Below are 23,821 nucleotides of genomic sequence, written 5' to 3' on the forward strand. Positions count from 1 at the left end.
TTTATTTAATATTTTAAATGTTACATCGACTTCGTACGCCAATCTTTAGCCGTGTAACTCATCCATCTGGTGTAACGCTTCCGGTGCTTGAAAGAGGAACGAACTAGGTTGTGCCTATGATGCAGGAGGGTAGAGTGCTTCCCGGCCGGCAGTCGCAACAGGCCGCTTTCGGCCAAAAGCGGTCACTCCGTTTCTCTGCGCTCCGAGTGGACCGCTGCTAGCAGCCTTACCCCCAACATCCCACGCTGAGCCGTGCCATTTGTTTTTTGAAAGAGATTCGCTTTCTCTATTTCATACTGCGCCAATGCACTTGTGATGTAGTCATCCAAGCTCTTTATCCACTGGCCATTGCTGCAAAAGGAAAAGGCTTTTCCCCAACCTAGGATTACTCGGTCGAGATTCTGTAGCGCGCCAGAGTAGGACCCCTTTTGGGATATCTCTCCAGCTTCGATACTGAATTTCATCATGCGTATCGATGCGTCTAAATCGAATTTGATCCGTTTCTTGAATCGCTCCCTCGTAGCTGTAGATGGCTGGACCAATCCTGCCGAAACGAAGCAGCCCAAGAAATCGAATCCTTTAGCTGTAAGCCCCCTTGAAGCTTTGTCGCTTGTTGCTAGGGGCCGGTACGCTTCAAGTGAGAGCTTTTTGAGCTCAGTCTGTGCTTTGCTAAAAGCACGATCCACACTGCCCATGTCCTTCCCGAGGATCAGGAAGTCATCGATGTACCGAAGACAAGTGACTTCACCATCGTTCATGGCCCTGTCAAAGTCATTCAGGTACAAATTGGCTATGAGTGGGGATAGGGGAGACCCTTGAGCTACACCCTCCACCCCGATGGGGAAAATCTCATCCAAACCTTGTCGTCGAAGCACGTCAATGTTCGCAAGGTCTGTGGTGATCGCTGCTCGGAATAATGCAATCGTGTCAGGGCAGATGATGTGAGGGGCCACGAGTCTCATCACACGGGCCTTGTCAATTCTAGTGAAAAACTCGGCGATATCTGACCTGATATGGAAGGCGGCTCCTTTGGCAATGACTGATTTGGTGTCGGCTATCGCCATCGAGACCCGTTTATTTTTTATGCCTCCATAGCTCGTAGGGGTAGACAGCGCTTCGTTCACGAACTTAATACGGGATAAGGCGTCGAGTAGAGCCCGCTGGACGATCCGGTTGGGTATAGGCGAAAGCACAATCGGGCGAGAATTTCCGTTGGCTTTGGTTTTTGCCACGCCAGTCTGCTTTTGGAAGGTAAAGGTCTTCTTGGATAGCGCGCGCTGGATGTCGGAAAGCGACCGGGGGAGTTGGCTCTCGAAATCCTTGGCTTCGTTTCGGATAGTTTCGGATGATGAAGAAAAGGCGCTTTCTTTGACCTTCCTCCAGGCCGAATACAACGAATCCCCGCTATAGATCCTACGGTAAAGCGACGAGGCCACAAAAACTCCTTGTTTGTTGGGAGACACCAGTGAACTCTCACCCAACTGCTACAGGGGACCTTCAACCTTCGGGAGACCGCGAAGCCTTAACGGCGATCTTGGTCGCGACCCGGACAGCAACCTCCGAAGAGAGATGGCTGGCGTCTGTCAAACTTGGTTCAGTGCTGTGAGGCGGCTGCACCAGCAAGCAGGCGAGGCATCCCGATGTTAATCAGCCATGCGACCAAAAGCCATCTATTTGGCGGCTCGTTTATTGGAAAACGATAGGATGAGGATTGAGTTCACAAGACTGCTCAATTGAAAAAATCGTGAAAGGGAATGTCCCCAACTAAGGCGCCAGACTCTAACGCTAGTAATAGTCGTCTATAGTGCATGCCCTAAGGATCGGAAGAAACCAGAACCGCATCAACTGTCTGCTTTTGGCCTTCTAACTGCGCTCTGCGAAGAAGCTTCTGGAATTGCTTTGACCAATTTACGGCGGAACCAAGAAATGAGGTGAGGAGGAAGCTCCATGGGGTGCATGGAGCGGGGCTTTCGTCGATGTGGCACTAAGATATTGCAAAAAGATTAAACTAACATATTCGCCTATAGGCAGCTGACCGTCATCTTTAGAGCCATCCTATCAGCTTGAGGGTGATTCTCCGCGATCGACTATAGGCATTTGAGGTTCAATTCTCGGAGCTGCGGAACCGATATCCTTTAAATTTACTGACACCCCCGTAGGAATGAATCCATATTGAATTGAATCTATTACGCTACCTTCGTGTATATAAGGATCAGGCTCTATCGCTAGCTTTTTACTTTTGTTATAAATCTGAATGGCTTTATTGTCGTGCCCAAGAAATAAGACCTTGTCAAAGGGGAAGTCTTCTATGCTCAATAGATAATTGGTCCAGTCCTTTAGCCCTTCCTGGAATAGTCTTTGAGTTGTCATTATTACATCGGAGTGACAAAGCAGGATGAGTTCGTCAAACCTTCCGGCGTTTGTATAGGTCAGATGTTTTTTTGCTTTATCTATGACTCCTTTATATATCCAGTCGCGCGAAATCCTGTTTCCGATTTTCTTCATCGGACTTTGTGGGGTAGTGCCCTTGTCGAGTATTTCCTGTATCTGGGCAACAACAATTGCTTTGTCTTTCTTTCTTTCGTTTATATAAGACAAATATTCGGGTGGGTCGGCAGTGGTGATTTCTATGCCTATTCTGGGGTTATTTTTAGGCTTTCCAAATCTAGCAGGTGGCTTTAGAAGAAGAATTGCTTTGTCCGGCTTGTCTTTTTGGCTTTCGTCAATAATGTAGTCTTTGTATATTTCTTTGAGAAGAGGGGCGGTCAATTCTAGCGCGCGGTCCTCTTCAGCTTCCTGTTTTTGTCTTCTAGTGCTTATAGGTTTCGTCATTCGAAAGTCTTCTCTATTGAGATTTTTTAACAGCCTCTGAGGTGTTCTTGTACCCCGTTCCGTTTTTCATTAAGTAAAAAAGGCGGGCGTAATTATTTTCCATTTTTCTAAAAATAAATCTGCCCCTTCCTTGGCGGGCATGGGATTGCTCGCGTGTTTTCTTTCCTGTTTTTATCGTCGGGCCACTCAAGCGCCTGCAACTTAATGAGTTTTAAGTATAATGATTGGCTAAGGGCGTACAATAGCTCAGCTAATGTTCGCCCCAAGTGAGCGCAGCAAACAACTTGAGCCAATTGTTATGCGCTTAGACTTGCTCGCCCTTATTTTCTTCTTGCTCTTTGGGCTGGAAATCCTTCCACCATCCAATGTGCTTGCAGTCGTAACAGATAAGATCCTGGGTGTCTTGGCCCATAATTTTTTCTTTTATAGGGGTGCTTTTTGAACCGCATTTTGGGCAAATGGTATTTGTTCGAATCATTTTTGTCCTCTGTATGTTTTGGTTTGATCGGCATTCCTTGCCCTTTGATTGCTGCGTCAGAAACGCGACATGGGCAAACGAGAAAAAACAGTGGTATCTGCCCAAAGGGTACGAACTAGTTGGCAATGTGTCTATGGCCGACTTGGCTTGATTGCTCAGCCCGCAAATGCCCGCTTTTGGCCGAGGCTGTGAATCGCCCTTGGTTTAATAGACACCAATTGAGTGGCTGCTTTTGGCCGGAAGCTGCCGCGCACGGACGGCCGCTTATGGCCGTAAGCGGAGATTCCGGGGCCCAGAATCCATGCTACTGGCTATTGCGCAAGCCCAGGCGGACCGGGTTTATTGATTTCTGATAAGGTCGCGTTCATAGACGATCATGACAAGGAGTCAATTGTGGCGAAGCCCGCAGCACGTTTAACCGATCCGACAAGTTGCCCAATGCCAGGGCACGGTGCCCAATCCATTGCGTCCGGCTCTCCCGATGTTTTTTTCGATGGTCTTGCCGCCGCTCGAAAGGGCGATACCTGCACGTGCGGTAGCGCGTTGGTTTCCGGCGTCTCAGCGACCGTTTTTATCAACGGGAAAAACGCAGCTTTGGTTGATACTGTCGGAACGCATGGTGACGTCGTAGTCGGCGGCTCCGGCACCGTAATCATCGGTGATTCGCATACGCCAGCCCCGTTCGTGCCTCCGATTCCGCTTGCCATCCAGAAATCCTACGGCCAGTCCTTCAGCATCACCGACAGTGAGACAGGCACACCGTTGGCTTTCCGAGACTTCGTGGCGACAGTCAACGGTATAGAGACCACGGGTGTTACCGATGCCAATGGCATTGCCCACGTCAAGACACCGACTCCCGGTGCGAAGATCTCACTGCACGTCATGTTCAGCGCTCCGGCTCGGACTCTCCATGAGCTGGCGGAGGGAGTGCAATGACCAATCCGTTTGCAACTCAAGCCACCGCCCAGGAGCTCAAGCCCGTCGAGTTCATGTGTCCGATACCGATTACCGTGAATGATCGAGCGGCGACGCGTGAAGCGATCATCAAGAAGGTCCGTTCACTGAACACGACGTTTGTAGAGCGATCCTCGTGGGGAGCGGTGAAGGGCAAGCCGGATATGGTGATGGACTGGGATTACACCATGATCGCGCTGCACCACGCCGGCCGTAGCCACAGCTGCACACCTGGTGCCGAGCAGATGCAGGAAATCCAGAAGGGTCACCTAAGTCAGAAATACGACGATATCGGGTATCACTTCGGCATCGATTGCACGGGGCAAGTCTACGAGGGGCGGGACATCCGGCTTCAAGGTTCGAGTGTTCTGAAATTCAATACAGGATTGATTGGCATTGTGTTGCTGGAGAACCTAACGACTCCAGAAGAGGGCGGTGATTGGGTCGCCAAGGGCCGGGTTGCGCTCGACAGTCTCGGATACAGCACGACCAATGTGATACCTGCTGCTCAGATCACCGCGTTGATGCATCTGATCGACGCGCTGAAGAGTGTCTTCGTGATCAAGCATTTTGGCGGTCACCGGGAATACCCAGGTCAAGCATCTGAAGGGAAGATATGTCCCGGAAATATCGGCATGGAGTTGGTCAGGAATCTCAGAGCGAAAACTCAACTACTCCCACCTCCGGCGCCGCAACAATGAAGAAACTGACTGCCCTGATAGTTCTGGTTCTGGTGACAGTGCTTTACGTTGGGTATTACGAAGCGCTTGAGGATGGGGACATCGAAACGATCCTGTTCATCAAGAAGCATCCGACTTTTCAGATGAAGTTTTACAATATCCACGCCAATGACGGGGAGATTCGTCAAGTCGAACGACTCTCGGAGCAGGAGCGTAAGTGGATCATTGATTACTGCAGGTATCGCCTCGGCATCGACACGGATCTGAAAACCCAAAACGACGTTGAGGTTTGCAGGAAAAAATAGCTGGGTGAAACAAAGAAAAAGGCCTCGGTGGAGGCCTTTTCTCATTACGTATTATTTGACGTTCCCAGCTTTCGACATCGTCGGCTTGAACCTCTACGCGGCAGCTTTCTCGTCTCATGGGTGTGAAAAAATATTTGCCCCACTTTCCTGCAGACGAAAAAAAAGGCCTTGCTAAGCAAGACCTTTCTTGATTTTGGTGCCCCGAGGGAGACTCGAACTCCCACTCCTTTCGAAAACGGATTTTGAATCCGCCGCGTCTACCAATTCCGCCATCAGGGCTCAATGGCGGCGAAGTATAGAGAGGTGATTACCGTTGGTCAATCACGTTTCATGGTCAATTTTTGATAATTCCGCTAGACTTTCCGGCCCTGCTAGACGAACCCCATCATGCGCGTTGCTGACTTTACCTTCGAGCTTCCTGATTCGCTGATCGCCCGCCACCCTCTGGCCGAGCGTCGCGGTAGTCGCCTGCTGACCCTTGATGGGCCGAGCGGCGCCCTTGCACACCGTCAATTCACTGATTTGCTTGAGCATTTGCGCCCGGGCGATTTGATGGTATTCAACAATACCCGGGTGATTCCGGCGCGGTTGTTCGGGCAGAAAGCCTCGGGCGGCAAGCTGGAAATCCTCATCGAACGCGTGCTCGATTCGCACCGCGTGCTGGCCCATGTGCGCTCCAGCAAGTCGCCGAAGCCGGGTTCGAAGATCCTCATCGACGGCGGTGGCGAAGCCGAGATGCTCGCGCGTCATGATGCGTTGTTCGAGCTGGGCTTCGCTGAAGAAGTGCTGCCGCTGCTCGATCGCGTCGGGCACATGCCGTTGCCTCCTTATATAGACCGCCCGGACGAAGGTTCGGATCGCGAGCGCTATCAGACCGTGTACGCCCAGCGTCTCGGTGCGGTGGCGGCGCCGACGGCGGGGCTGCATTTCGATCAGCCGCTGATGGAGGCGATTGCCGCCAAGGGCGTCGAGACCGCGTTCGTCACGCTGCACGTCGGTGCGGGGACGTTCCAGCCGGTACGCGTCGACAAGATCGAAGATCACCACATGCACAGCGAGTGGCTGGAAGTCGGCCAGGACGTGGTCGACGCCGTTGCCGCGTGCCGCGAGCGTGGCGGGCGGGTGATTGCCGTGGGCACCACCAGCGTGCGTTCGCTGGAAAGTGCCGCGCGCGATGGCGTGCTCAAGCCGTTCAGCGGTGACACCGACATCTTCATCTACCCGGGCCGGCCGTTCCATGTGGTCGACGCCTTGGTCACCAACTTCCATTTGCCGGAATCGACGCTGTTGATGCTGGTTTCGGCGTTCGCCGGTTATCCCGAAACCATGGCCGCTTATAAAGCCGCCGTCGACAACGGGTACCGCTTTTTCAGCTACGGTGATGCGATGTTCATCACCCGTAATCCCGCCCCGACTGCCCCTGAACACACAGGCCCAGAGGAAACAGAATGAGTCGCGAATGTCGCATGTCCTTTGAACTGCTTGCCACCGATGGCAAGGCTCGTCGTGGTCGGCTGACCTTCCCGCGTGGCACTGTCGAGACCCCGGCCTTCATGCCGGTGGGCACCTACGGCACGGTCAAGGGCATGTTGCCGCGTGACATCGTGGCCACCGGCGCGGAAATCATTCTGGGCAACACCTTCCACCTGTGGCTGCGCCCGGGCACCGAGGTGATCAAGGAGCACGGCGACCTGCACGATTTCATGCAGTGGAAGGGCCCGATCCTCACCGACTCCGGTGGTTTCCAGGTGTTCAGCCTGGGCGCGATGCGCAAGATCAAGGAAGAGGGCGTGACCTTCGCTTCCCCGGTCGACGGCTCGAAAGTGTTCATGGGGCCGGAAGAATCGATGCAGGTGCAGCGCGATCTCGGTTCCGACATCGTGATGATCTTCGACGAATGCACGCCGTACCCGGCTGACGAAGATGTCGCTCGCGTTTCGATGGAGCTGTCGCTGCGTTGGGCCCAGCGCTCGAAAAATGCGCATGGCGACAACACCGCGGCGCTGTTCGGTATCGTTCAGGGCGGCATGCATCAGGATCTGCGCATGCGCTCGCTGGAAGGTCTGGACAAGATCGGCTTCGATGGCCTGGCCATCGGCGGTCTGTCGGTGGGCGAGCCCAAGCACGAGATGATCAAGGTGCTGGATTATCTGCCGGGCATGATGCCCGCTGACAAACCTCGTTACCTTATGGGCGTTGGCAAACCGGAAGATCTGGTTGAGGGTGTGCGCCGCGGTGTGGACATGTTCGATTGCGTGATGCCAACCCGTAATGCCCGCAATGGGCATCTGTTCATTGATACAGGCGTGCTGAAGATCCGTAACGCGTTCCATCGCCATGATGATTCGCCGCTGGATCCGACCTGCGATTGCTACACCTGCCAGAACTTCTCCCGCGCTTATCTGCATCACCTGGACAAGTGCGGCGAAATGCTCGGCAGCATGCTCAATACCATCCATAACTTGCGCCATTATCAGGTGCTGATGGCTGGTTTGCGCGAGGCTATTCAACAGGGTACATTGGCCGCCTTTGTCGATGCCTTCTACGCCAAACGCGGGCTCCCCGTTCCGCCTTTGGACTGAGTTTTCTGACCCCAAGATTCAACATTTGCAACTGGAGTGCTAAATGAGCTTTTTTATCTCTAATGCCATGGCTGACGCGGCTGCACCGGCTGCTGCGCCTATGGGCGGCGGCTTCGAGTGGATTTTCCTGGTCGGTTTCCTGGTCATCTTCTACCTGATGATCTGGCGTCCACAGGCCAAGCGCGCCAAAGAGCAGAAGAACCTGCTGAGCAGCCTTGCGAAGGGCGACGAAGTGGTCACCACCGGCGGCATCGCCGGCAAGATCACCAAAGTGGCCGATGACTTCGTGGTTCTGGAAGTTTCCGACACCGTGGAAATGAAGTTCCAGAAGGGCGCCATCGCCGCCACGCTGCCAAAAGGCACGCTGAAAGCGATCTAAGGTTCCAACTTCTACTCAATCGACGGGGCGCGCAAGGCGCCCCGCGTTCATAACGGGCGGCGTGATGCTGAACAAATATCCTCTGTGGAAATACATTCTGATCCTGGCGGTGCTGGCGATCGGTCTGATTTATTCCGCTCCCAATCTATACCCCGATGACCCGGCCATTCAGATCAGCGGCGCCAGCACGGCTCTGCAGGTCAATCAGGCCGATCTGGATCGCGTCAGCACCGCGCTGCGTGAATCCGGGATCAACGTCAAGGCAGCTTCGCTGGCCGCCAACGGCAAGGGCGGCCTGATCCGTCTGACCAAGGCTGAAGACCAGCTGCCGGCCAAAGACGTTGTGCGCAAGGCATTGGGTGATGACTACGTCGTCGCACTGAACCTGGCACAGACCACTCCGCAATGGCTGCGCAACCTCGGCGCGCACCCGATGAAGCTGGGTCTGGACTTGTCCGGTGGTGTGCACTTCCTGCTGGAAGTGGACATGGACAAAGCCCTCGACGCCCGCCTGAAAGTCTACGAAGGCGACGTCAAGAGCCTGCTGCGCAAAGAAAAACTGCGCTATCGCAGCCTGCCGCAACTGGGCGGCGCCATTCAGCTGGGCTTCAGCGATGCTGACTCCCGCGAACAGGCCCGTGCGCTGATCCGCAAGAACTTCAACGATTTCGACATTGTTCCGGCCGACCTCAACGGTCAACCGGTGCTGCGTCTGGCGATGACCCCGGCCAAGCTGGCGGAAATCCGTGAATACTCCATCAAGCAGAACTTGACCACGGTACGTAACCGCGTCAACGAGCTGGGTGTTGCCGAACCGATCGTTCAGCGTCAGGGCGCCAACCGCATCGTGGTTGAGCTGCCGGGCGTGCAGGACACTGCCGAAGCCAAGCGTATTCTCGGCAAGACCGCCAACCTCGAGTTCCGTCTGGCTGCAGAGCCGGGGGCTTCGAAAGCCACTTCCGAAACCTTCGAGTTCCGTGAAGGCAAGCGTCCTCCTGCGCAGATCGAGCGTGGCCTGATCATCACCGGTGACCAGGTGACCGACGCCAAGGCCGGTTTCGGCGAGCACGGCACGCCTGAAGTGAACATCCGTCTGGACGGTCACGGTGGCGAGCTGATGAGCCGCGCGACCCGTTCGAACGTCGGTCGCAGCATGGCGGTGATCTTCATCGAACAGCGTCCGGTGACCACTTACACCAAGCAGGTTGTCGACGGCGTCGAGAAAGACGTGCCGGTACAGACCTTCAAGGAAGAGAAGAAGATCATCAGCCTGGCGACCATTCAGTCGCCGCTGGGTGCGCAGTTCCGTATCACCGGCCTGAACGGCCAGGGCGAATCGTCCGAACTGGCGCTGCTGCTGCGTGCCGGTGGTCTGGCCGCTCCGATGTACTTCGCTGAAGAGCGCACAATCGGCCCGAGCCTGGGTGCTGACAACATCACCAAAGGTATTGATGCGTCGCTGTGGGGCATGCTGTTCGTCTCGCTGTTCATCATCGCCATCTACCGCTTCTTCGGCCTGATCGCCACGGTTGCGCTGGCGGTGAACATGGTGCTGCTGCTGGCGCTGATGTCGCTGCTGGGGGCAACGCTGACCCTGCCGGGTATCGCCGGTATCGTCTTGACCATGGGTATGGCGGTCGACGCCAACGTGCTGATCTTCTCGCGGATCCGTGAAGAGATCGCCGCCGGCATGACCGTACAGCGTGCAATCAACGAAGGCTTCGGCCGGGCATTCACTGCGATTCTCGACGCCAACCTGACCACTCTGCTGGTCGGCGGCATCCTCTTCGCCATGGGCACCGGCCCGGTGAAGGGTTTCGCAGTGACCATGTCCCTCGGGATCTTTACCTCGATGTTCACGGCCATCATGGTGACCCGCGCAATGGTCAACCTGATCTTCGGCGGACGTGACTTCAAGAAGTTGTGGATTTAAGGGGCTGCCATGTTACGTACAATCAACTTCATGGGCGTTCGCAACTTCGCGTTCGGCGTCACAGTGTTTCTCACGTTGCTGGCTATTTTCAGCGTCTTCCACAAGGGCATGAACTGGGGCCTGGACTTCACCGGCGGTACGCTCATCGAGCTGACCTACGAGCGTCCGGCTGACGTCACCAAGGTGCGCGAGCAGTTGGCGACTTCGGGTTACCACGAAGCCATCGTGCAGAACTTCGGTGCGACCACCGACCTGCTGGTGCGCATGCCGGGTGAAGACCCGCAGCTGGGCCATCAGGTAGCAGACGCGTTGCAGAAAGTCGGCGGCGACAACCCGGCGACGGTCAAGCGCGTCGAGTTCGTCGGCCCGCAGGTCGGTGAAGAGCTGCGCGACCAGGGCGGTCTCGGCATGCTGCTGGCGCTCGGCGGCATCCTGATCTACCTGGCTTTCCGCTTTCAGTGGAAATTCGCGGTCGGCGCCATCGTTTCGCTGATTCACGACGTGATCGTGACCATCGGTATCCTGTCGTTCTTCCAGATTACCTTCGACCTGACGGTGCTGGCGGCGGTACTGGCGATCATCGGCTACTCGCTGAACGACACCATTGTGGTATTCGACCGGGTTCGCGAGAACTTCCGTGTGCTGCGCAAGGCTTCGCTGATCGAGAACATCAACATCTCGACCACCCAGACCCTGCTGCGGACCATGGCAACGTCGATCTCCACCTTGCTGGCGATCGCCGCGCTGCTGTTCTTTGGTGGCGACAACCTGTTCGGCTTCTCCATCGCCCTGTTCATCGGTGTGCTGGCGGGTACCTACTCGTCGATCTACATCGCGAACGTGGTGCTGATCTGGCTGAACCTGAGCACCGAGGATCTGATTCCTCCGGCCAACACCGAGAAGGAAGTCGACGACCGTCCATAACGGCCATCGCTTCAGCGGTTGTCAGCCCAGAAAAGGCGCGAGTTGAACTCGCGCCTTTTTTTATGCTCCAAGGCTGGGAGAAGCGCGGGCGCGTCCCGCATGTGATGGTCAGGAGGTTCATGTGAACAAGTCGTTGCTGGTTGGTGCGGTATTGGGTGCTGTCGGTGTGACTGCCGGGGGTGCTGTTGCCACCTACAGCCTGGTTAAAAGCGGCCCTGAGTATGCGCAAGTACTGGCCGTAGAACCGGTCAAAACACAGATCAAGACTCCACGTGAAGTGTGCAAGGATGTTGCTGTAACCCGCCAGGCGCCGGTCAAGGATCAACACCAGATTCTCGGTACCGCGATTGGTGCGGTAGCGGGTGGTTTGCTGGGTAACCAGATCGGCGGCGGTACCGGCAAGAAGATTGCGACGGTTGCTGGCGCGGTCGGTGGCGGTTATGCCGGTAACAAGGTGCAGGAAGGCATGCAGAACCGTGACACCTACACCACCACCCAGACTCGCTGTAACACGGTGAATGACATCAGCGACAAGGTCGTCGGTTACGACGTGCGTTATTCGCTGGATGGCAAGGAAGGCAAAGTGCGGATGGATCGTGATCCGGGCAACCAGATTCCGGTCGACAAGGAAGGCAAGTTGATTCTGTCGCAGAATCAGCCGGGTCAGTAAGCGCTGACTGTTTAACAAGAAGCACCCTGCGGGGTGCTTTTTTGTGCTCGCAATTTTTGGCCGCGCTATGACCCCTTGTGGGAGCGAGCCTGCTCGCGAATGCGATCTGCCATCCAGAATTGATATTGGCTGGCCCGCCGCCTTCGCGAGCAAGCTCGCTCCCACAGTGGATTCGAGTGGAGGCTGAAGTCGCAGGCATAAAAAAAGCACCCCGAAGGGTGCTTTTTGCGTTTCGCGGGAAGCTTAGCGCTTCAGCGAGGCCGGCAGGTGCGGCTGGATCGCCGTCAGCACTGCCTTGAAGCATTTGGTGTTGCCGGCAACGATATGGCCTTTTTCAAGGAAATCGTGGCCGCCGGTGAAGTCGCTCACCAAGCCGCCTGCTTCCTGGATCAACAGGGCGCCAGCCGCCATGTCCCACTCGGACAGGCCCGACTCCCAGAACGCGTCGAAACGACCGGCGGCCACATAGGCCAGGTCCAGGCTGGCGGAACCGGCGCGGCGGATGCCGGCAGTCTGGCCAACCAGGGCGCGGAACATGCCCAGGTAGTTGTCGAGGTTGTCCATCTGGTCGTCACGGAACGGGAAGCCGGTACCCAGCAGGGCGCCTTCGAGGCTGGTGCGACCGCTGACGCGCAGGCGGCGACCATTCAATTGCGCACCGCGACCACGGCTGGCGGTGAATTCTTCCTGGCGAACCGGATCCAGAACCACTGCGTGTTCCAGGCGGCCACGGTATTTGCAGGCAATGCTGACCGCAAAGTGAGGAATGCCGCGCAGGAAGTTGGTGGTGCCGTCCAGCGGATCGATGATCCACAGGTACTCTTCGCCTTCGATGCCGTTACCGACGTGCATGCCGGTCTCTTCACCCTGGATTGAGTGATTCGGGTAAGCCTTGCGCAGCGCATCGATGATTTTCTGTTCGGCGGCGCGATCGACCTCGGATACATAATCCTTGGCGTCTTTTTCGTCGACCTTGATGGTATCCAGGCGCTCGATGGAGCGGAAGATCAGTTCACTGGCGCTGCGGGCGGCGCGCAGCGCGATATTCAGCATGGGCTGCATGGATGTGTCACCTAAGGTTGTTAAAGAAAGCCGCGCATTCTATCAGAACTTTTCTTCAGGTGAAGGTCGCTGTTCGCTTTCATAGCTTAACGGTAGGCTGTTCTGTAAGATTTGCACCCCTTTCCTGTGTCCGAGAGCGCCTCCCTTGTTGCAGAACATTCGTGTCGTCCTGGTCAATACCAGCCACCCCGGCAACATCGGCGGGGCCGCACGCGCCATGAAAAACATGGGGCTGTCGCGGCTGGTGCTGGTCGAGCCGCGTCTGTTTCCGCACCACGAAGCCGATGCCCGTGCTTCCGGTGCCGGGGACATTCTTGAAAACGCACAAGTCGTCGCCACCTTGGAAGACGCTTTGGTCGGCTGCAATCTGGTGCTCGGCACCAGCGCCCGTGACCGGCGCATTCCCTGGCCGCTGCTCGATCCCCGCGAATGCGGGAGCAAAGTGGTCGAGGAGGCCGGGCAGGGCGCGGAGATCGCGCTGGTGTTCGGTCGTGAGGACTCCGGCCTGACCAATGAGGAGTTGCAGCGATGTCACTTTCACGTGCACATCCCCTCCGATCCTGAGTTCAGTTCGTTGAACCTCGGGGCGGCGGTGCAGGTGTTGAGCTATGAAGTGCGCATGGCCTGGCTGGCCGCTCAAGGGCAGCCGACCAAGATCGAGAAAGAAGAAGTGGCCTCGGTGAAAAGTGCCGAGCTCGCGACGATGGATGAGCTGGAGCGCTTTTATGAGCATCTGGAGCAGACGCTGGTCGCCATCGAGTTTCTTGATCCGGAAAAGCCACGGCACTTGATGGCGCGCCTGCGCCGGTTGTATGGACGCAGCTCGGTCAGCCGGGCGGAAATGAATATTTTGCGTGGCATCCTCACGGAAACCCAGAAAGCGGCCCGTGGTGAGCTTCTTAAGCGGAAGGACTGAATGATGTTTGAGCGTTTGCGTGAAGATATCCAGAGCGTATTCCATCGAGACCCGGCGGCGCGTAACGCTTTTGAAGTCCTGACCTGCTACCCCGGTATGCACGCGATCTGGATTCATCGGTTGGCCGGGATGCTGTGGCGCCACGAGCTGAAATGGCTGGCGCGGCTGGTGTCGAACTTCGGTCGCTGGTTGACCGGGATCGAGATTCATCCGGGTGCCAAGGTCGGTCGGCGCTTTTTCATTGACCACGGCATGGGCATCGTCATTGGTGAAACCGCCGAGATCGGCGATGACGTGACCATTTATCAGGGCGTCACCCTCGGCGGCACCAGTTGGAACAAGGGCAAGCGCCACCCGACGCTGGGTGATGGGGTTGTCGTGGGGGCTGGTGCCAAAGTACTCGGGCCATTCACGGTGGGGGCGGGTGCCAAAGTCGGCTCCAACGCAGTGGTCACCAAGGAAGTGCCGCCGGGCGCCACAGTGGTGGGGATTCCGGGTCGGATCATCGTCAAGTCTGATGAAGAACAGGACGCCAAGCGCAAAGCCATGGCCGAGAAGATCGGTTTCGATGCCTATGGCGTCAGCGAAGACATGCCTGACCCGGTGGCGCGTGCCATCGGTCAGTTGCTCGATCACCTGCAGGCGGTGGACGGGCGGCTGGAGGGGATGTGCGGCGCGCTGAAGGATCTGGGCAGTAATTACTGTGCGAAAGATCTGCCTGAGCTGCGCGAAGAAGACTTCGCCTGCGTCAAAGGCAAAGACGAATCCAAAGCGGGCTGACACGTCTATGTAGGAGCTGCCGAAGGCTGCGATCTTTTGATCTAATTAACAGCAAAATCAAAAGATCGCAGCCTTCGGCAGCTCCTACACAGGCATGCGGCAACCGGTGTGCCATTAAGCCGCAGACCCTGCTATCATGCGCGCGCTCTTTTGCGGGTAAACCCGACTAAAGCACTAGGTCTTATAGTTGACTTAAATGCTCGGGAATTGCATACTCCCGCCCATTCCGAACTCCGTGGTAATTGTCCATGCGACTGACTACAAAAGGCCGATACGCCGTGACCGCCATGCTTGACCTGGCGTTGCACGCGCAGCACGGGCCGGTGTCCCTGGCCGATATCTCCGAGCGCCAAGGCATCTCCCTGTCCTATCTCGAACAGCTTTTCGCCAAGCTGCGCCGCAGTAACCTGGTTTCCAGTGTTCGCGGTCCTGGCGGTGGTTATCAGCTGTCGCGCGACATGCAGGGTATCCAGGTGGCGCAGGTGATCGATGCGGTCAACGAATCGGTTGATGCTACCAAGTGCCAGGGCCAGGGCGATTGCCATTCCGGCGACACCTGCCTGACCCATCACCTGTGGTGCGACCTGAGCCTGCAGATTCACGAATTTCTAAGTGGTATCAGCTTGGCTGATCTTGTAACTCGCCGTGAGGTGCAAGAAGTAGCCCAGCGTCAGGACCAGCGCCGTTGCAACAGCAAGGCGCCACGCCTGGACAAGATTGAAGCGTCCGCCGTCGAATGACAGCCGAAGAGCTAGCGGAACGCCAGCCCTGATTTAGGAGATAGTCCATGAAATTGCCGATTTACCTTGATTACTCTGCGACCACCCCGGTCGATCCGCGCGTTGCGCAAAAGATGAGTGAATGCCTGCTGGTCGACGGAAACTTCGGTAACCCGGCGTCCCGTTCCCACGTGTTCGGCTGGAAAGCTGAAGAGTCCGTCGAAAACGCCCGTCGTCAGGTGGCCGATCTGGTCAACGCCGACCCGCGTGAAATCGTCTGGACCTCGGGCGCTACCGAGTCCGACAACCTGGCTATCAAGGGTGCGGCACATTTCTACGCTTCCAAAGGCAAGCACCTGATCACCTCCAAGATCGAGCACAAGGCTGTCCTCGACACCATGCGCCAACTGGAGCGTGAAGGTTTCGAAGTGACCTACCTCGAGCCGACCGAAGACGGCCTGATCACTCCGGCGATGATCGAAGCGGCACTGCGCGAAGACACCATTTTGGTGTCGGTGATGCACGTGAACAACGAAATCGGCACCATCAACGACATCGCTGCCATTGGCGAACTGCTTCGTTCGAAGGGCGTCCTGTTCCACGTTGACGCGGCTCAGTCCACCGGCAAGGTCGAGATCGACCTGCAGAAGCTGAAAGTCGACATGATGTCGTTCTCCGCCCACAAAACCTACGGCCCTAAAGGCATCGGCGCGCTGTACGTCAGCCGCAAGCCGCGTGTGCGCATCGAAGCGACCATGCACGGCGGTGGTCACGAGCGTGGCATGCGCTCCGGCACCCTGGCGACCCACCAGATCGTCGGCATGGGCGAAGCGTTCCGTGTAGCCAAGGAAGACATGGCTGCCGAAAACGTGCGCATCAAAGCCCTGAGCGACCGCTTCTACAAGCAGGTCGAGCATCTGGAAGAGCTGTACGTCAACGGCAGCCTGACCGCCCGCGTTCCGCACAACCTGAACCTGAGCTTCAACTATGTTGAAGGCGAGTCGCTGATCATGGCGCTCAAGGATCTGGCGGTATCGTCCGGTTCGGCCTGCACCTCGGCGTCCCTTGAGCCTTCGTACGTTCTGCGCGCCCTGGGCCGCAACGACGAACTGGCACACAGCTCGATCCGTTTCACCTTCGGCCGTTTCACCACCGAAGAAGAAATCGACTACGCCGCGCAGAAGGTCTGCGAGGCCGTTACCAAGCTGCGCGCTTTGTCGCCGCTGTGGGACATGTACAAAGACGGTGTCGACATTTCGAAAATCGAGTGGGCGGCACACTGATTTCAAGTCGCCGCGAACCGACCCTGCGACCCAAGGTTGCAGGGTTTAAAGAGCGACTCTCTGATGAGTGAGGATTAAGCACCATGGCTTACAGTGAAAAGGTCATCGACCACTACGAAAACCCGCGCAACGTCGGCAAGATGAACGCGGAAGATCCGGATGTCGGCACCGGCATGGTTGGCGCTCCGGCGTGCGGCGACGTGATGCGTCTGCAGATCAAGGTCAACGATCAGGGCGTTATCGAAGACGCCAAGTTCAAGACCTACGGCTGCGGTTCGGCAATCGCTTCCAGCTCCCTGGCCACCGAGTGGATGAAGGGCAAGACGCTGGACGAAGCCGAGACCATCAAGAACACTCAGCTGGCCGAAGAACTGGCCCTGCCGCCAGTGAAAATCCACTGCTCGGTACTCGCTGAAGACGCTATCAAAGCGGCTGTTCGCGACTACAAGCAGAAGAAAGGCTTGATCTAAGCATTGCGCGACGAGTAAGGAGTCAACGATGGCTATCAGCATGACAGAAGCGGCTGCTCGACACGTGCGACGCTCCCTCGACGGGCGCGGCAAAGGTGAAGGGATTCGTCTGGGTGTTCGCACCACAGGCTGTTCCGGCCTTGCCTACGTGCTGGAGTTTGTCGACGAGGTGGTTGCCGAGGATCAGGTGTTCGAAAGTCACGGCGAGAAAGTGATCATCGACCCGAAAAGCCTGGCCTATCTGGACGGCACCGAGCTTGATTTCGTCAAGGAAGGGTTGAACGAAGGCTTCAAGTTCAACAACCCCAACGTACGCGGTGAATGTGGCTGCGGCGAAAGCTTCAACATCTGAGGCTTGTCGTGGGTATTCCTTGTCATTTCGCTTTATTCGAGCTGCAACCGAGCTTCCGCCTGGATCTCGAGCAGTTGGCCACGCGCTATCGTGAGTTGGCGCGCGGTGTTCATCCTGACCGCTTTGCCGACGCTTCCGAGCGCGAGCAGCGGTCGGCGCTCGAGCAGTCTGCGCGGCTCAACGATGCCTACCAGACGCTCAAGAGTCCTGCCCAGCGCGCACGCTACCTGCTGACCATCAGCGGGCATGAAGTGCCGATGGAAGTCACGGTGCATGATCCCGAGTTTCTCTTGCAGCAGATGCAGTGGCGCGAAGAGCTCGAAGACCTCCAGGACAGCGCCGACCTCGACGGTGTCGCGGTATTCAAGCGTCGCTTGAAAGTCGCTCAGGAACAGTTGAACGAAAGCTTCGCAGCCTGTTGGGATGATGCAGCGCAGCGCGAGCAGGCCGAACGCCTGATGCGGCGCATGCAGTTCCTCGACAAGCTCACCTACGAAGTGCGCCATTTAGAAGAGCGCCTCGACGATTAACCCAGTGCCGCTCCGGTCGCACGCCTGATATACAGATAAGTCCTGATCACGATGGCCCTACTGCAGATCGCCGAACCCGGCCAAAGTCCTCAACCGCACCAGCGTCGTCTGGCTGTGGGGATCGACTTGGGCACTACCAATTCGCTGGTCGCTGCGTTGCGCAGTGGTCTTTCCGAACCACTGGCCGACGCTGACGGGCAGGTCATCCTGCCGTCCGCCGTGCGTTATCACGCCGACCGCGTCGAGGTTGGCGAGTCGGCCAAGCTGGCCGCGTCCTCCGATCCCTTGAACACTGTACTGTCGGTCAAGCGCCTGATGGGCCGTGGTCTGTCCGACGTCAAGCAATTGGGCGAGCAACTGCCGTACCGCTTTGTCGGTGGCGAATCGCACATGCCGTTCATCGACACCGTGCAAGGCCCGAAAAGCCCGGTCGAAGTCTCCGCCGACATCCTCAAGGTGCTGCGTCAGCGTGCTGAAGCGACCCTGGGTGGCGAACTGGTCGGTGCGGTGATTACTGTTCCGGCGTATTTCGATGATGCTCAGCGTCAGGCCACCAAGGATGCGGCGAAACTCGCCGGTCTGAACGTGCTGCGCCTGCTCAACGAGCCGACTGCTGCCGCGGTGGCGTATGGTCTGGATCAACACGCCGAAGGTCTGGTCGCAATCTATGACCTGGGCGGCGGCACCTTCGATATTTCGATTCTGCGTCTGACTGGCGGCGTATTCGAAGTGCTGGCCACCGGCGGCGACAGCGCGCTGGGCGGCGATGACTTCGATCACGCGATTGCTGGCTGGATCATCGAGAGCGCCGGCTTGTCCGCCGATCTCGACCCGGGTGCGCAACGCAATCTGCTGCAAACCGCCTGCGCGGCCAAAGAGGCCCTGACCGATGCGCCCAGCGTCGAAGTCGCCTACGGTGACTGGAAAGCGCAGCTGACCCGCGAAGCCTTCGATGCGCTGATCGAGCCAATGATTGCCCGCAGTCTGAAAGCCTGCCGCCGCGCCGTGCGTGATTCCGGTGTCGAACTGGAAGACGTGCATGCCGTGGTCATGGTCGGCGGTTCGACCCGTGTGCCGCGCGTTCGCGAAGCGGTCGCCGAAGCCTTCGGTCGTCAGCCATTGACGGAAATCGACCCGGATCAAGTGGTGGCCATCGGGGCTGCGATCCAGGCGGATACGCTGGCTGGTAACAAGCGTGATGGCGGTGAACTGCTGCTGCTCGACGTGATTCCACTGTCCCTTGGGCTGGAAACCATGGGCGGGCTGATGGAAAAGGTGATTCCGCGCAACACCACCATTCCGGTGGCCCGCGCGCAGGATTTCACTACTTATAAAGACGGCCAGTCGGCCATGGCGATCCACGTGTTGCAGGGCGAGCGCGAGCTGATCAGTGACTGCCGCTCTCTGGCGCGCTTCGAGCTGCGCGGTATTCCAGCAATGGTGGCCGGTGCGGCGAAGATTCGCGTGACCTTCCAGGTCGATGCCGACGGTCTGCTCAGCGTGTCTGCCCGTGAACTGGGTTCGGGCGTTGAGGCGAGCATTCAGGTCAAGCCGTCCTACGGTCTGACCGACGGCGAAATCGCCAAGATGCTCAAGGACTCGTTCCAGCACGCCAATGACGACAAGGTCGCCCGCGTCCTGCGCGAGCAGCAAGTCGATGCCCAGCGTCTGATCGAGGCGGTGCAGGGCGCTCTGGAGGCCGATGGCGAGCGCTTGCTCGACGCCGAAGAGCGCATGGTCATCGAGTTGCAGATGCAGGAACTGGCCGAACTGATGAAGGGCACTGATGGTTACGCCATCGAGCAGCAGACCAAGCGTCTGTCGCAAGTGACCGATGCTTTTGCTGCCCGCCGCATGGATCTGACGGTGAAAGCCGCTCTGTCGGGGCGCAATCTGAATGAAATCGAGGATATCTGATGCCGCAGGTCATTTTTCTGCCCCACGAGAAGTTCTGCCCTGAAGGGATGGTCGTCGAGGCTGAGCCTGGCACTTCGATTCTCGAGCTGGCTCACGAGCACCACATCGAGATGGAAAGTGCCTGTGGCGGCGTCTGCGCCTGCACCACTTGCCACTGCATCATCCGCGAGGGTTTCGACTCGCTGGAAGAGGCCGACGAACTGGAAGAAGACTTCCTCGATCGCGCCTGGGGTCTGGAAGCGCAATCGCGCCTGGCCTGTCAGGCTATCGTTGGTGAAGAAGACCTCACCGTCGAGATCCCGAAATATTCGCTTAACCATGCGGCCGAAGCGCCGCACTGACTGGTAAGACTGTCATGAGCTACGGTTGGAATGATGTTCAACGTATTGCAGAAGAATTGGCCGAAGCCAAGCCGGGCGTAGACCCGTTTTCTGTCAATTTCGTCGATCTGCAGCAATGGATCAAAGAGCTGCCGGATTTTGACAACACCTCTGGCCGGGTCGGCGAGAAAGTGTTGGAAGCGGTTCAGACGCTCTGGGCTGAAGAATTGGACTGATCGTCCTCGCAGGTTAGGCAATACCCAAGAACCCGCGTATAATTCGCGGGTTTAATTTTTCGCAAATTACTGTTTCTGGAGTTACACCATGGCTGTTCAACGTACTTTCTCCATCATCAAGCCTGACGCCGTTGCTAAAGGCGCTGCCGGCGAAATCGTTACCCGTTTCGAAAAGGCTGGTCTGAAAGTGGTTGCTTCGAAAATGAAGCAGCTGTCCAAAGCCGAAGCTGAAGGCTTCTACGCTGAGCACAAAGAGCGCGGTTTCTTCGGTGACCTGGTTGCTTTCATGATCTCAGGTCCAGTGGTTGTCCAGGTTCTGGAAGGCGAAAACGCTATCGCTCGCAACCGTGAGCTGATGGGCGCTACCAACCCTAAAGAAGCTGCTGCCGGCACCATCCGTGCTGACTTCGCCGAGTCGATCGACGCCAACGCCGTTCACGGTTCGGACTCCGAAGCCGCTGCTGCTCGCGAAATCTCGTACTTCTTCGCAGCTACTGAAGTAACCACTCGCTAAGCATTGCTTAAAGAGTGAAGGTGAATCCATGACGACATCGACTGTGAAAACAAACCTGCTGGGTCTGACCCAGCCGGAAATGGAAAAATTCTTCGACTCAATCGGGGAGAAGCGTTTCCGTGCCGGTCAGGTAATGAAATGGATTCACCACTTTGGTGTCGATGATTTCGACGCCATGACGAACGTCAGCAAGGCCTTGCGCGAAAAGCTCAAGGCTGTTGCTGAGGTCCGTGGTCCCGAAGTGGTCAGCGAGGACATTTCCAGCGACGGCACCCGCAAGTGGGTGGTGCGCGTGGCGTCCGGCAGCTGTGTCGAGACCGTGTACATTCCCCAGGGCAAACGCGGCACTCTGTGCGTTTCGTCCCAGGCAGGCTGTGCCCTGGACTGCAGTTTCTGCTCCACCGGCAAGCAAGGCTTCAACAGCAACCTCACCGCCGCCGAAGTCATCGGTCAGGTGTGGATTGCCAACAAATCCTTCGGCAGTGTTCCGGCTACCATCGACCGCGCCATCACCAACGTGGTGATGATGGGCATGGGCGAACCGCTGCTGAACTTCGACAACGTCGTGGCCGCCATGCATCTGATGATGGATGACCTGGGCTACGGGATCTCCAAGCGCCGCGTAACCCTGTCCACCTCGGGCGTGGTGCCGATGATCGATGAGCTGGCCAAGCACATCGACGTCTCCCTGGCGTTGTCCCTGCACGCACCGAATGACGCATTGCGTAACCAATTGGTGCCGATCAACAAGAAATATCCGCTTAAGATGCTGCTCGAGTCGTGCCAGCGCTACATGTCCGCCCTGGGCGAGAAACGTGTGCTGACCATCGAGTACACCTTGCTCAAGGACGTCAACGACAAGCTTGAGCACGCGGTGGAAATGATCGAGTTGCTCAAAGACATTCCGTGCAAGATCAACCTGATTCCGTTCAACCCGTTCCCGCACTCCGGTTACGAGCGGCCGAGCAACAATGCCATTCGTCGGTTCCAGGATCAGTTGCATCAGGCCGGCTTTAACGTCACTGTCCGCACCACCCGTGGTGAAGACATCGACGCCGCATGTGGTCAATTGGTAGGGCAGGTGCTGGATCGCACCCGTCGCAGCGAACGTTACATCGCCGTGCGCGAGTTAAGCGCCGACAGCGATCTGGCACAGAACGCCGCGAACACTAACTAAGAGAGGATCTCTATGTCCCTGCGCTTTGCGCTGCTGTTGCTGATGGCCAGCCTGTGTGCTGGTTGTGTCCTGTCGGGTGACTACAACCCGATGAAGACCAGCAAGGGCCGCGACGAAGCGCGTGCCGCCTACGTGCAGTTGGGACTGGGATACTTGCAGCAAGGGATGACAGAGCGCGCCAAGGTACCGCTGAAGAAGGCGCTGGAGCTGGACGGCTCCGATGCTGATGCCAATGCTGCCCTCGGGCTGGTGTTCCAGGCCGAAATGGAGCCGAAACTGGCCGATGAGCATTTCCGCAAGGCCCTGTCCTCGCGTCCCGCCGATGCACGAATCCTCAATAACTACGGCAGTTTTCTCTACGAAGAACAGCGTTACAAGGAAGCCTACGAGCGTTTTGAGCAGGCCGCCGGCGATACCCTGTATCCTGAGCGTTCGCGGGTGTTCGAGAACCTCGGCATGACCGCCTCGAAGCTCGGGCAGCGGGATCTGGCACAACAGCAACTGGAAAAAGCCCTGCGGCTGAACCGTCAACAACCGCGCGCTTTGCTGGAAATGGCTGAGTTGTCCTTCGAAGACAGGCATTATGTGCCCGCGCGTGACTATTACGACCGTTTCAGCCTGCTAACCGAGCAAAATGCACGTAGTCTATTGCTCGGCGTTCGGCTGGCAAAAGTGTTTGAAGATCGCGACAAGGCCGCCAGTTACGGCCTGCAATTAAAACGACTCTATCCCGGTACGCCGGAATATCAGCAATACCTGTCGGAGCAATGATGAAAGCGGCGCATCCCGAAGTTGTAGCAGCGACTCGCGTTAATCCCGGTGAGACCTTGCGCCAGGCACGCGAAAGCAATGGCTGGTCGCTGGCCGAAGTGGCCCTCAAGCTCAACCTCACCGTGACTTCCCTGAGCAATCTTGAGGCTGGCGCTTTCGACAAGCTGCCGGGGCATACTTTCGCTCGCGGTTACATTCGCGCTTATGCCAAATTGCTCGGCATGGACCAGACCGTTCTGGTCCAGCAGTTCGACCAGTCCACCGGCACCGACTCACAAGGCAGCAATGTGCATGCACTGGGTCGTATTGAAGAGCCGGTGCGGGTGTCCCACACCATTTTGCGGATCGTCAGCCTGCTGTTGCTGATTGCGGTCATCGGCGGCGGTTTCGTCTGGTGGCAGGATCAGACCTCGCTGCGCACCAAGGATTTGACCAGCCTCGCCCCGGAGCACGTTGAAGTCGAAGGCGCCGACGGCACCACGCAGATTCACCCGATCGACGAGCCGGAAGACCAGGCCGTGGCCGAAGGTCAGTCCGAGGGCGCGACCGCTCTGGCGCTGCCACAGTCGGAAACCACCGCTGAATCGACCGGTGCCGAGCCTGCCGCTCCGGCCGTAACGCCAGCAGCACCGGCCGTAACGCCGGCCGCCCCGGTTCATACTCCGGCTCCGGTGGTTGCCACTCCGGCTACACCTGCACCGAACGTTCCGGCTGCTCCGGCACCGACCGTGACTGCGCCAGTGGTGGCGGCCACTCCAGCGCCAACCGCAGAAGCGGCTGCTCCGGCGGCCGGCGATGGCCAGGTACAATTGCAGTTCAGCGCCGATTGCTGGGCACAGGTCACCGACGGTCGCGGCAAGGTATTGTTCAGCGGTCTGAAACACAAAGGCGACAGCGTTTCGGTTTCCGGCAAGCCGCCACTGGCGGTACGCCTGGGTGTGGCTCGTGCCGCACAGGTCAGCTACAACGGCCAACCGGTCGATATCGCTCCGTTCACCAGTGGCGAGACTGCTCGCCTGAAGTTGGGTCAATAAGTC

26 protein-coding genes and 1 tRNA gene are annotated in these 23,821 nt (G+C 57.5%); 23 read left to right on the top strand and 4 right to left on the bottom strand.

From position 1 onward, the window contains the following. Nucleotides 1-182 precede the first annotated feature (182 nt). Both OC71_RS17395 and OC71_RS17400 read right to left on the bottom strand, forming a co-directional pair. The gene (locus tag OC71_RS17395; protein WP_041071793.1) at nucleotides 183-1,436 is read right to left on the bottom strand and encodes a reverse transcriptase domain-containing protein; all 1,254 of its coding nucleotides are present in this window, start codon (nucleotides 1,434-1,436) and stop codon (nucleotides 183-185) included. A 622-nt stretch (nucleotides 1,437-2,058) separates the two neighbouring features. Continuing rightward, nucleotides 2,059-2,832: a hypothetical protein gene (locus tag OC71_RS17400; RefSeq protein ID WP_041071795.1), complete on the bottom strand. Its 774-nt coding sequence runs from the start codon at nucleotides 2,830-2,832 to the stop codon at nucleotides 2,059-2,061. An 871-nt stretch (nucleotides 2,833-3,703) separates the two neighbouring features. Between OC71_RS17400 and OC71_RS17405 the strand changes: the two genes are divergently transcribed. From OC71_RS17405 to OC71_RS17415, 3 genes are read left to right on the top strand one after another with little or no spacing between them, the layout of a single operon-like run. Then, nucleotides 3,704-4,246 (top strand): PAAR domain-containing protein, encoded by a 543-nt coding sequence (locus OC71_RS17405; RefSeq protein WP_041071869.1) that lies wholly within the window; start codon nucleotides 3,704-3,706, stop codon nucleotides 4,244-4,246. After that, nucleotides 4,243-4,965 carry an N-acetylmuramoyl-L-alanine amidase gene (locus OC71_RS17410; RefSeq protein WP_041071797.1) on the top strand — a complete coding sequence of 241 codons (723 nt, stop codon included), beginning with the start codon at nucleotides 4,243-4,245 and terminating at the stop codon, nucleotides 4,963-4,965. Before OC71_RS17405 ends, OC71_RS17410 begins: the two co-directional genes overlap by 4 nt. Beyond that, nucleotides 4,962-5,249 carry a hypothetical protein gene (locus tag OC71_RS17415; protein ID WP_041071799.1) on the top strand — a complete coding sequence of 96 codons (288 nt, stop codon included), beginning with the start codon at nucleotides 4,962-4,964 and terminating at the stop codon, nucleotides 5,247-5,249. Before OC71_RS17410 ends, OC71_RS17415 begins: the two co-directional genes overlap by 4 nt. Nucleotides 5,250-5,443: 194 nt before the next feature. On the opposite strand, the gene OC71_RS17420 is transcribed toward OC71_RS17415, so the two are convergent. Continuing rightward, nucleotides 5,444-5,528, bottom strand: a tRNA-Leu gene (locus OC71_RS17420). Nucleotides 5,529-5,636: 108 nt separating this feature from the next. Between OC71_RS17420 and queA the strand changes: the two genes are divergently transcribed. From queA to OC71_RS17450, 6 genes are all read left to right on the top strand, one after another. After that, complete coding sequence (queA, locus tag OC71_RS17425) at nucleotides 5,637-6,701, top strand: tRNA preQ1(34) S-adenosylmethionine ribosyltransferase-isomerase QueA (RefSeq protein ID WP_007964414.1); 1,065 nt, start codon at nucleotides 5,637-5,639, stop codon at nucleotides 6,699-6,701. A gap of 14 nt (nucleotides 6,702-6,715) precedes the next feature. Continuing rightward, complete coding sequence (tgt, locus tag OC71_RS17430) at nucleotides 6,716-7,831, top strand: tRNA guanosine(34) transglycosylase Tgt (protein ID WP_161794909.1); 1,116 nt, start codon at nucleotides 6,716-6,718, stop codon at nucleotides 7,829-7,831. Nucleotides 7,832-7,874: 43 nt separating this feature from the next. Continuing rightward, entirely contained in the window at nucleotides 7,875-8,210 is a 336-nt protein-coding gene (gene yajC, locus OC71_RS17435; protein WP_041071802.1) for a preprotein translocase subunit YajC, read from the top strand. Between the two features lie 64 nt (nucleotides 8,211-8,274). Continuing rightward, on the top strand, nucleotides 8,275-10,143 hold the full coding sequence (gene secD, locus OC71_RS17440) for a protein translocase subunit SecD (protein ID WP_041071804.1): 1,869 nt from the start codon (nucleotides 8,275-8,277) through the stop codon (nucleotides 10,141-10,143). Between the two features lie 9 nt (nucleotides 10,144-10,152). Then, the gene (secF, locus tag OC71_RS17445) at nucleotides 10,153-11,067 is read left to right on the top strand and encodes a protein translocase subunit SecF (RefSeq protein ID WP_041071806.1); all 915 of its coding nucleotides are present in this window, start codon (nucleotides 10,153-10,155) and stop codon (nucleotides 11,065-11,067) included. 121 nt (nucleotides 11,068-11,188) lie between these two features. Further along, nucleotides 11,189-11,737: a glycine zipper 2TM domain-containing protein gene (locus OC71_RS17450; protein WP_041071808.1), complete on the top strand. Its 549-nt coding sequence runs from the start codon at nucleotides 11,189-11,191 to the stop codon at nucleotides 11,735-11,737. 243 nt (nucleotides 11,738-11,980) lie between these two features. Here OC71_RS17450 and suhB read toward each other — a convergent pair whose 3' ends face one another. Then, nucleotides 11,981-12,799, bottom strand: a complete 819-nt coding sequence (gene suhB / locus OC71_RS17455; protein WP_007964419.1) for an inositol-phosphate phosphatase — start codon at nucleotides 12,797-12,799, stop codon at nucleotides 11,981-11,983. A 145-nt stretch (nucleotides 12,800-12,944) separates the two neighbouring features. On the opposite strand from suhB, the gene trmJ reads away from it, so the two are divergent. The 14 genes from trmJ to OC71_RS17525 all read left to right on the top strand — a co-directional run bounded on the left by trmJ (nucleotide 12,945) and on the right by OC71_RS17525 (nucleotide 23,818). Beyond that, a complete protein-coding gene (gene trmJ / locus OC71_RS17460) occupies nucleotides 12,945-13,715 on the top strand; it encodes a tRNA (cytosine(32)/uridine(32)-2'-O)-methyltransferase TrmJ (RefSeq protein WP_041071810.1) in 771 nt (256 codons plus the stop codon). A gap of 3 nt (nucleotides 13,716-13,718) precedes the next feature. Then, nucleotides 13,719-14,495, top strand: coding sequence for a serine O-acetyltransferase (gene cysE / locus OC71_RS17465; RefSeq protein ID WP_041071871.1), 777 nt, complete (start codon nucleotides 13,719-13,721; stop codon nucleotides 14,493-14,495). Nucleotides 14,496-14,743: 248 nt separating this feature from the next. Then, complete coding sequence (gene iscR, locus OC71_RS17470; RefSeq protein ID WP_003227911.1) at nucleotides 14,744-15,235, top strand: Fe-S cluster assembly transcriptional regulator IscR; 492 nt, start codon at nucleotides 14,744-14,746, stop codon at nucleotides 15,233-15,235. 47 nt (nucleotides 15,236-15,282) lie between these two features. Further along, nucleotides 15,283-16,497 carry an IscS subfamily cysteine desulfurase gene (locus OC71_RS17475; protein ID WP_041071812.1) on the top strand — a complete coding sequence of 405 codons (1,215 nt, stop codon included), beginning with the start codon at nucleotides 15,283-15,285 and terminating at the stop codon, nucleotides 16,495-16,497. A gap of 83 nt (nucleotides 16,498-16,580) precedes the next feature. After that, nucleotides 16,581-16,967: a Fe-S cluster assembly scaffold IscU gene (gene iscU / locus OC71_RS17480; RefSeq protein WP_003227907.1), complete on the top strand. Its 387-nt coding sequence runs from the start codon at nucleotides 16,581-16,583 to the stop codon at nucleotides 16,965-16,967. Between the two features lie 28 nt (nucleotides 16,968-16,995). Next, on the top strand, nucleotides 16,996-17,319 hold the full coding sequence (gene iscA, locus OC71_RS17485) for an iron-sulfur cluster assembly protein IscA (protein WP_003227904.1): 324 nt from the start codon (nucleotides 16,996-16,998) through the stop codon (nucleotides 17,317-17,319). An 8-nt stretch (nucleotides 17,320-17,327) separates the two neighbouring features. Beyond that, on the top strand, nucleotides 17,328-17,849 hold the full coding sequence (gene hscB, locus OC71_RS17490) for a co-chaperone HscB (protein ID WP_041071817.1): 522 nt from the start codon (nucleotides 17,328-17,330) through the stop codon (nucleotides 17,847-17,849). 51 nt (nucleotides 17,850-17,900) lie between these two features. Next, nucleotides 17,901-19,766: a Fe-S protein assembly chaperone HscA gene (hscA, locus tag OC71_RS17495; RefSeq protein ID WP_041071819.1), complete on the top strand. Its 1,866-nt coding sequence runs from the start codon at nucleotides 17,901-17,903 to the stop codon at nucleotides 19,764-19,766. Then, a complete protein-coding gene (fdx, locus tag OC71_RS17500; RefSeq protein ID WP_041071821.1) occupies nucleotides 19,766-20,107 on the top strand; it encodes an ISC system 2Fe-2S type ferredoxin in 342 nt (113 codons plus the stop codon). The genes hscA and fdx overlap by 1 nt, the downstream gene beginning before the upstream one ends. A 14-nt stretch (nucleotides 20,108-20,121) precedes the next feature. Then, on the top strand, nucleotides 20,122-20,322 hold the full coding sequence (iscX, locus tag OC71_RS17505) for a Fe-S cluster assembly protein IscX (RefSeq protein ID WP_008084655.1): 201 nt from the start codon (nucleotides 20,122-20,124) through the stop codon (nucleotides 20,320-20,322). A gap of 88 nt (nucleotides 20,323-20,410) precedes the next feature. Continuing rightward, nucleotides 20,411-20,836 (top strand): nucleoside-diphosphate kinase, encoded by a 426-nt coding sequence (gene ndk / locus OC71_RS17510; RefSeq protein WP_003227894.1) that lies wholly within the window; start codon nucleotides 20,411-20,413, stop codon nucleotides 20,834-20,836. A gap of 28 nt (nucleotides 20,837-20,864) precedes the next feature. Further along, entirely contained in the window at nucleotides 20,865-22,013 is a 1,149-nt protein-coding gene (gene rlmN / locus OC71_RS17515) for a 23S rRNA (adenine(2503)-C(2))-methyltransferase RlmN (protein WP_007964428.1), read from the top strand. A 12-nt stretch (nucleotides 22,014-22,025) separates the two neighbouring features. Beyond that, nucleotides 22,026-22,784: a type IV pilus biogenesis/stability protein PilW gene (pilW, locus tag OC71_RS17520; protein WP_041071826.1), complete on the top strand. Its 759-nt coding sequence runs from the start codon at nucleotides 22,026-22,028 to the stop codon at nucleotides 22,782-22,784. After that, a complete protein-coding gene (locus tag OC71_RS17525; protein ID WP_041071828.1) occupies nucleotides 22,784-23,818 on the top strand; it encodes a RodZ family helix-turn-helix domain-containing protein in 1,035 nt (344 codons plus the stop codon). Before pilW ends, OC71_RS17525 begins: the two co-directional genes overlap by 1 nt. Nucleotides 23,819-23,821: the final 3 nt, after the last annotated feature.

It is taken from the genome of Pseudomonas sp. W15Feb9B (genome assembly GCF_000828175.1).
Taxonomy (GTDB): Bacteria; Pseudomonadota; Gammaproteobacteria; order Pseudomonadales; family Pseudomonadaceae; genus Aquipseudomonas; species Aquipseudomonas parakoreensis.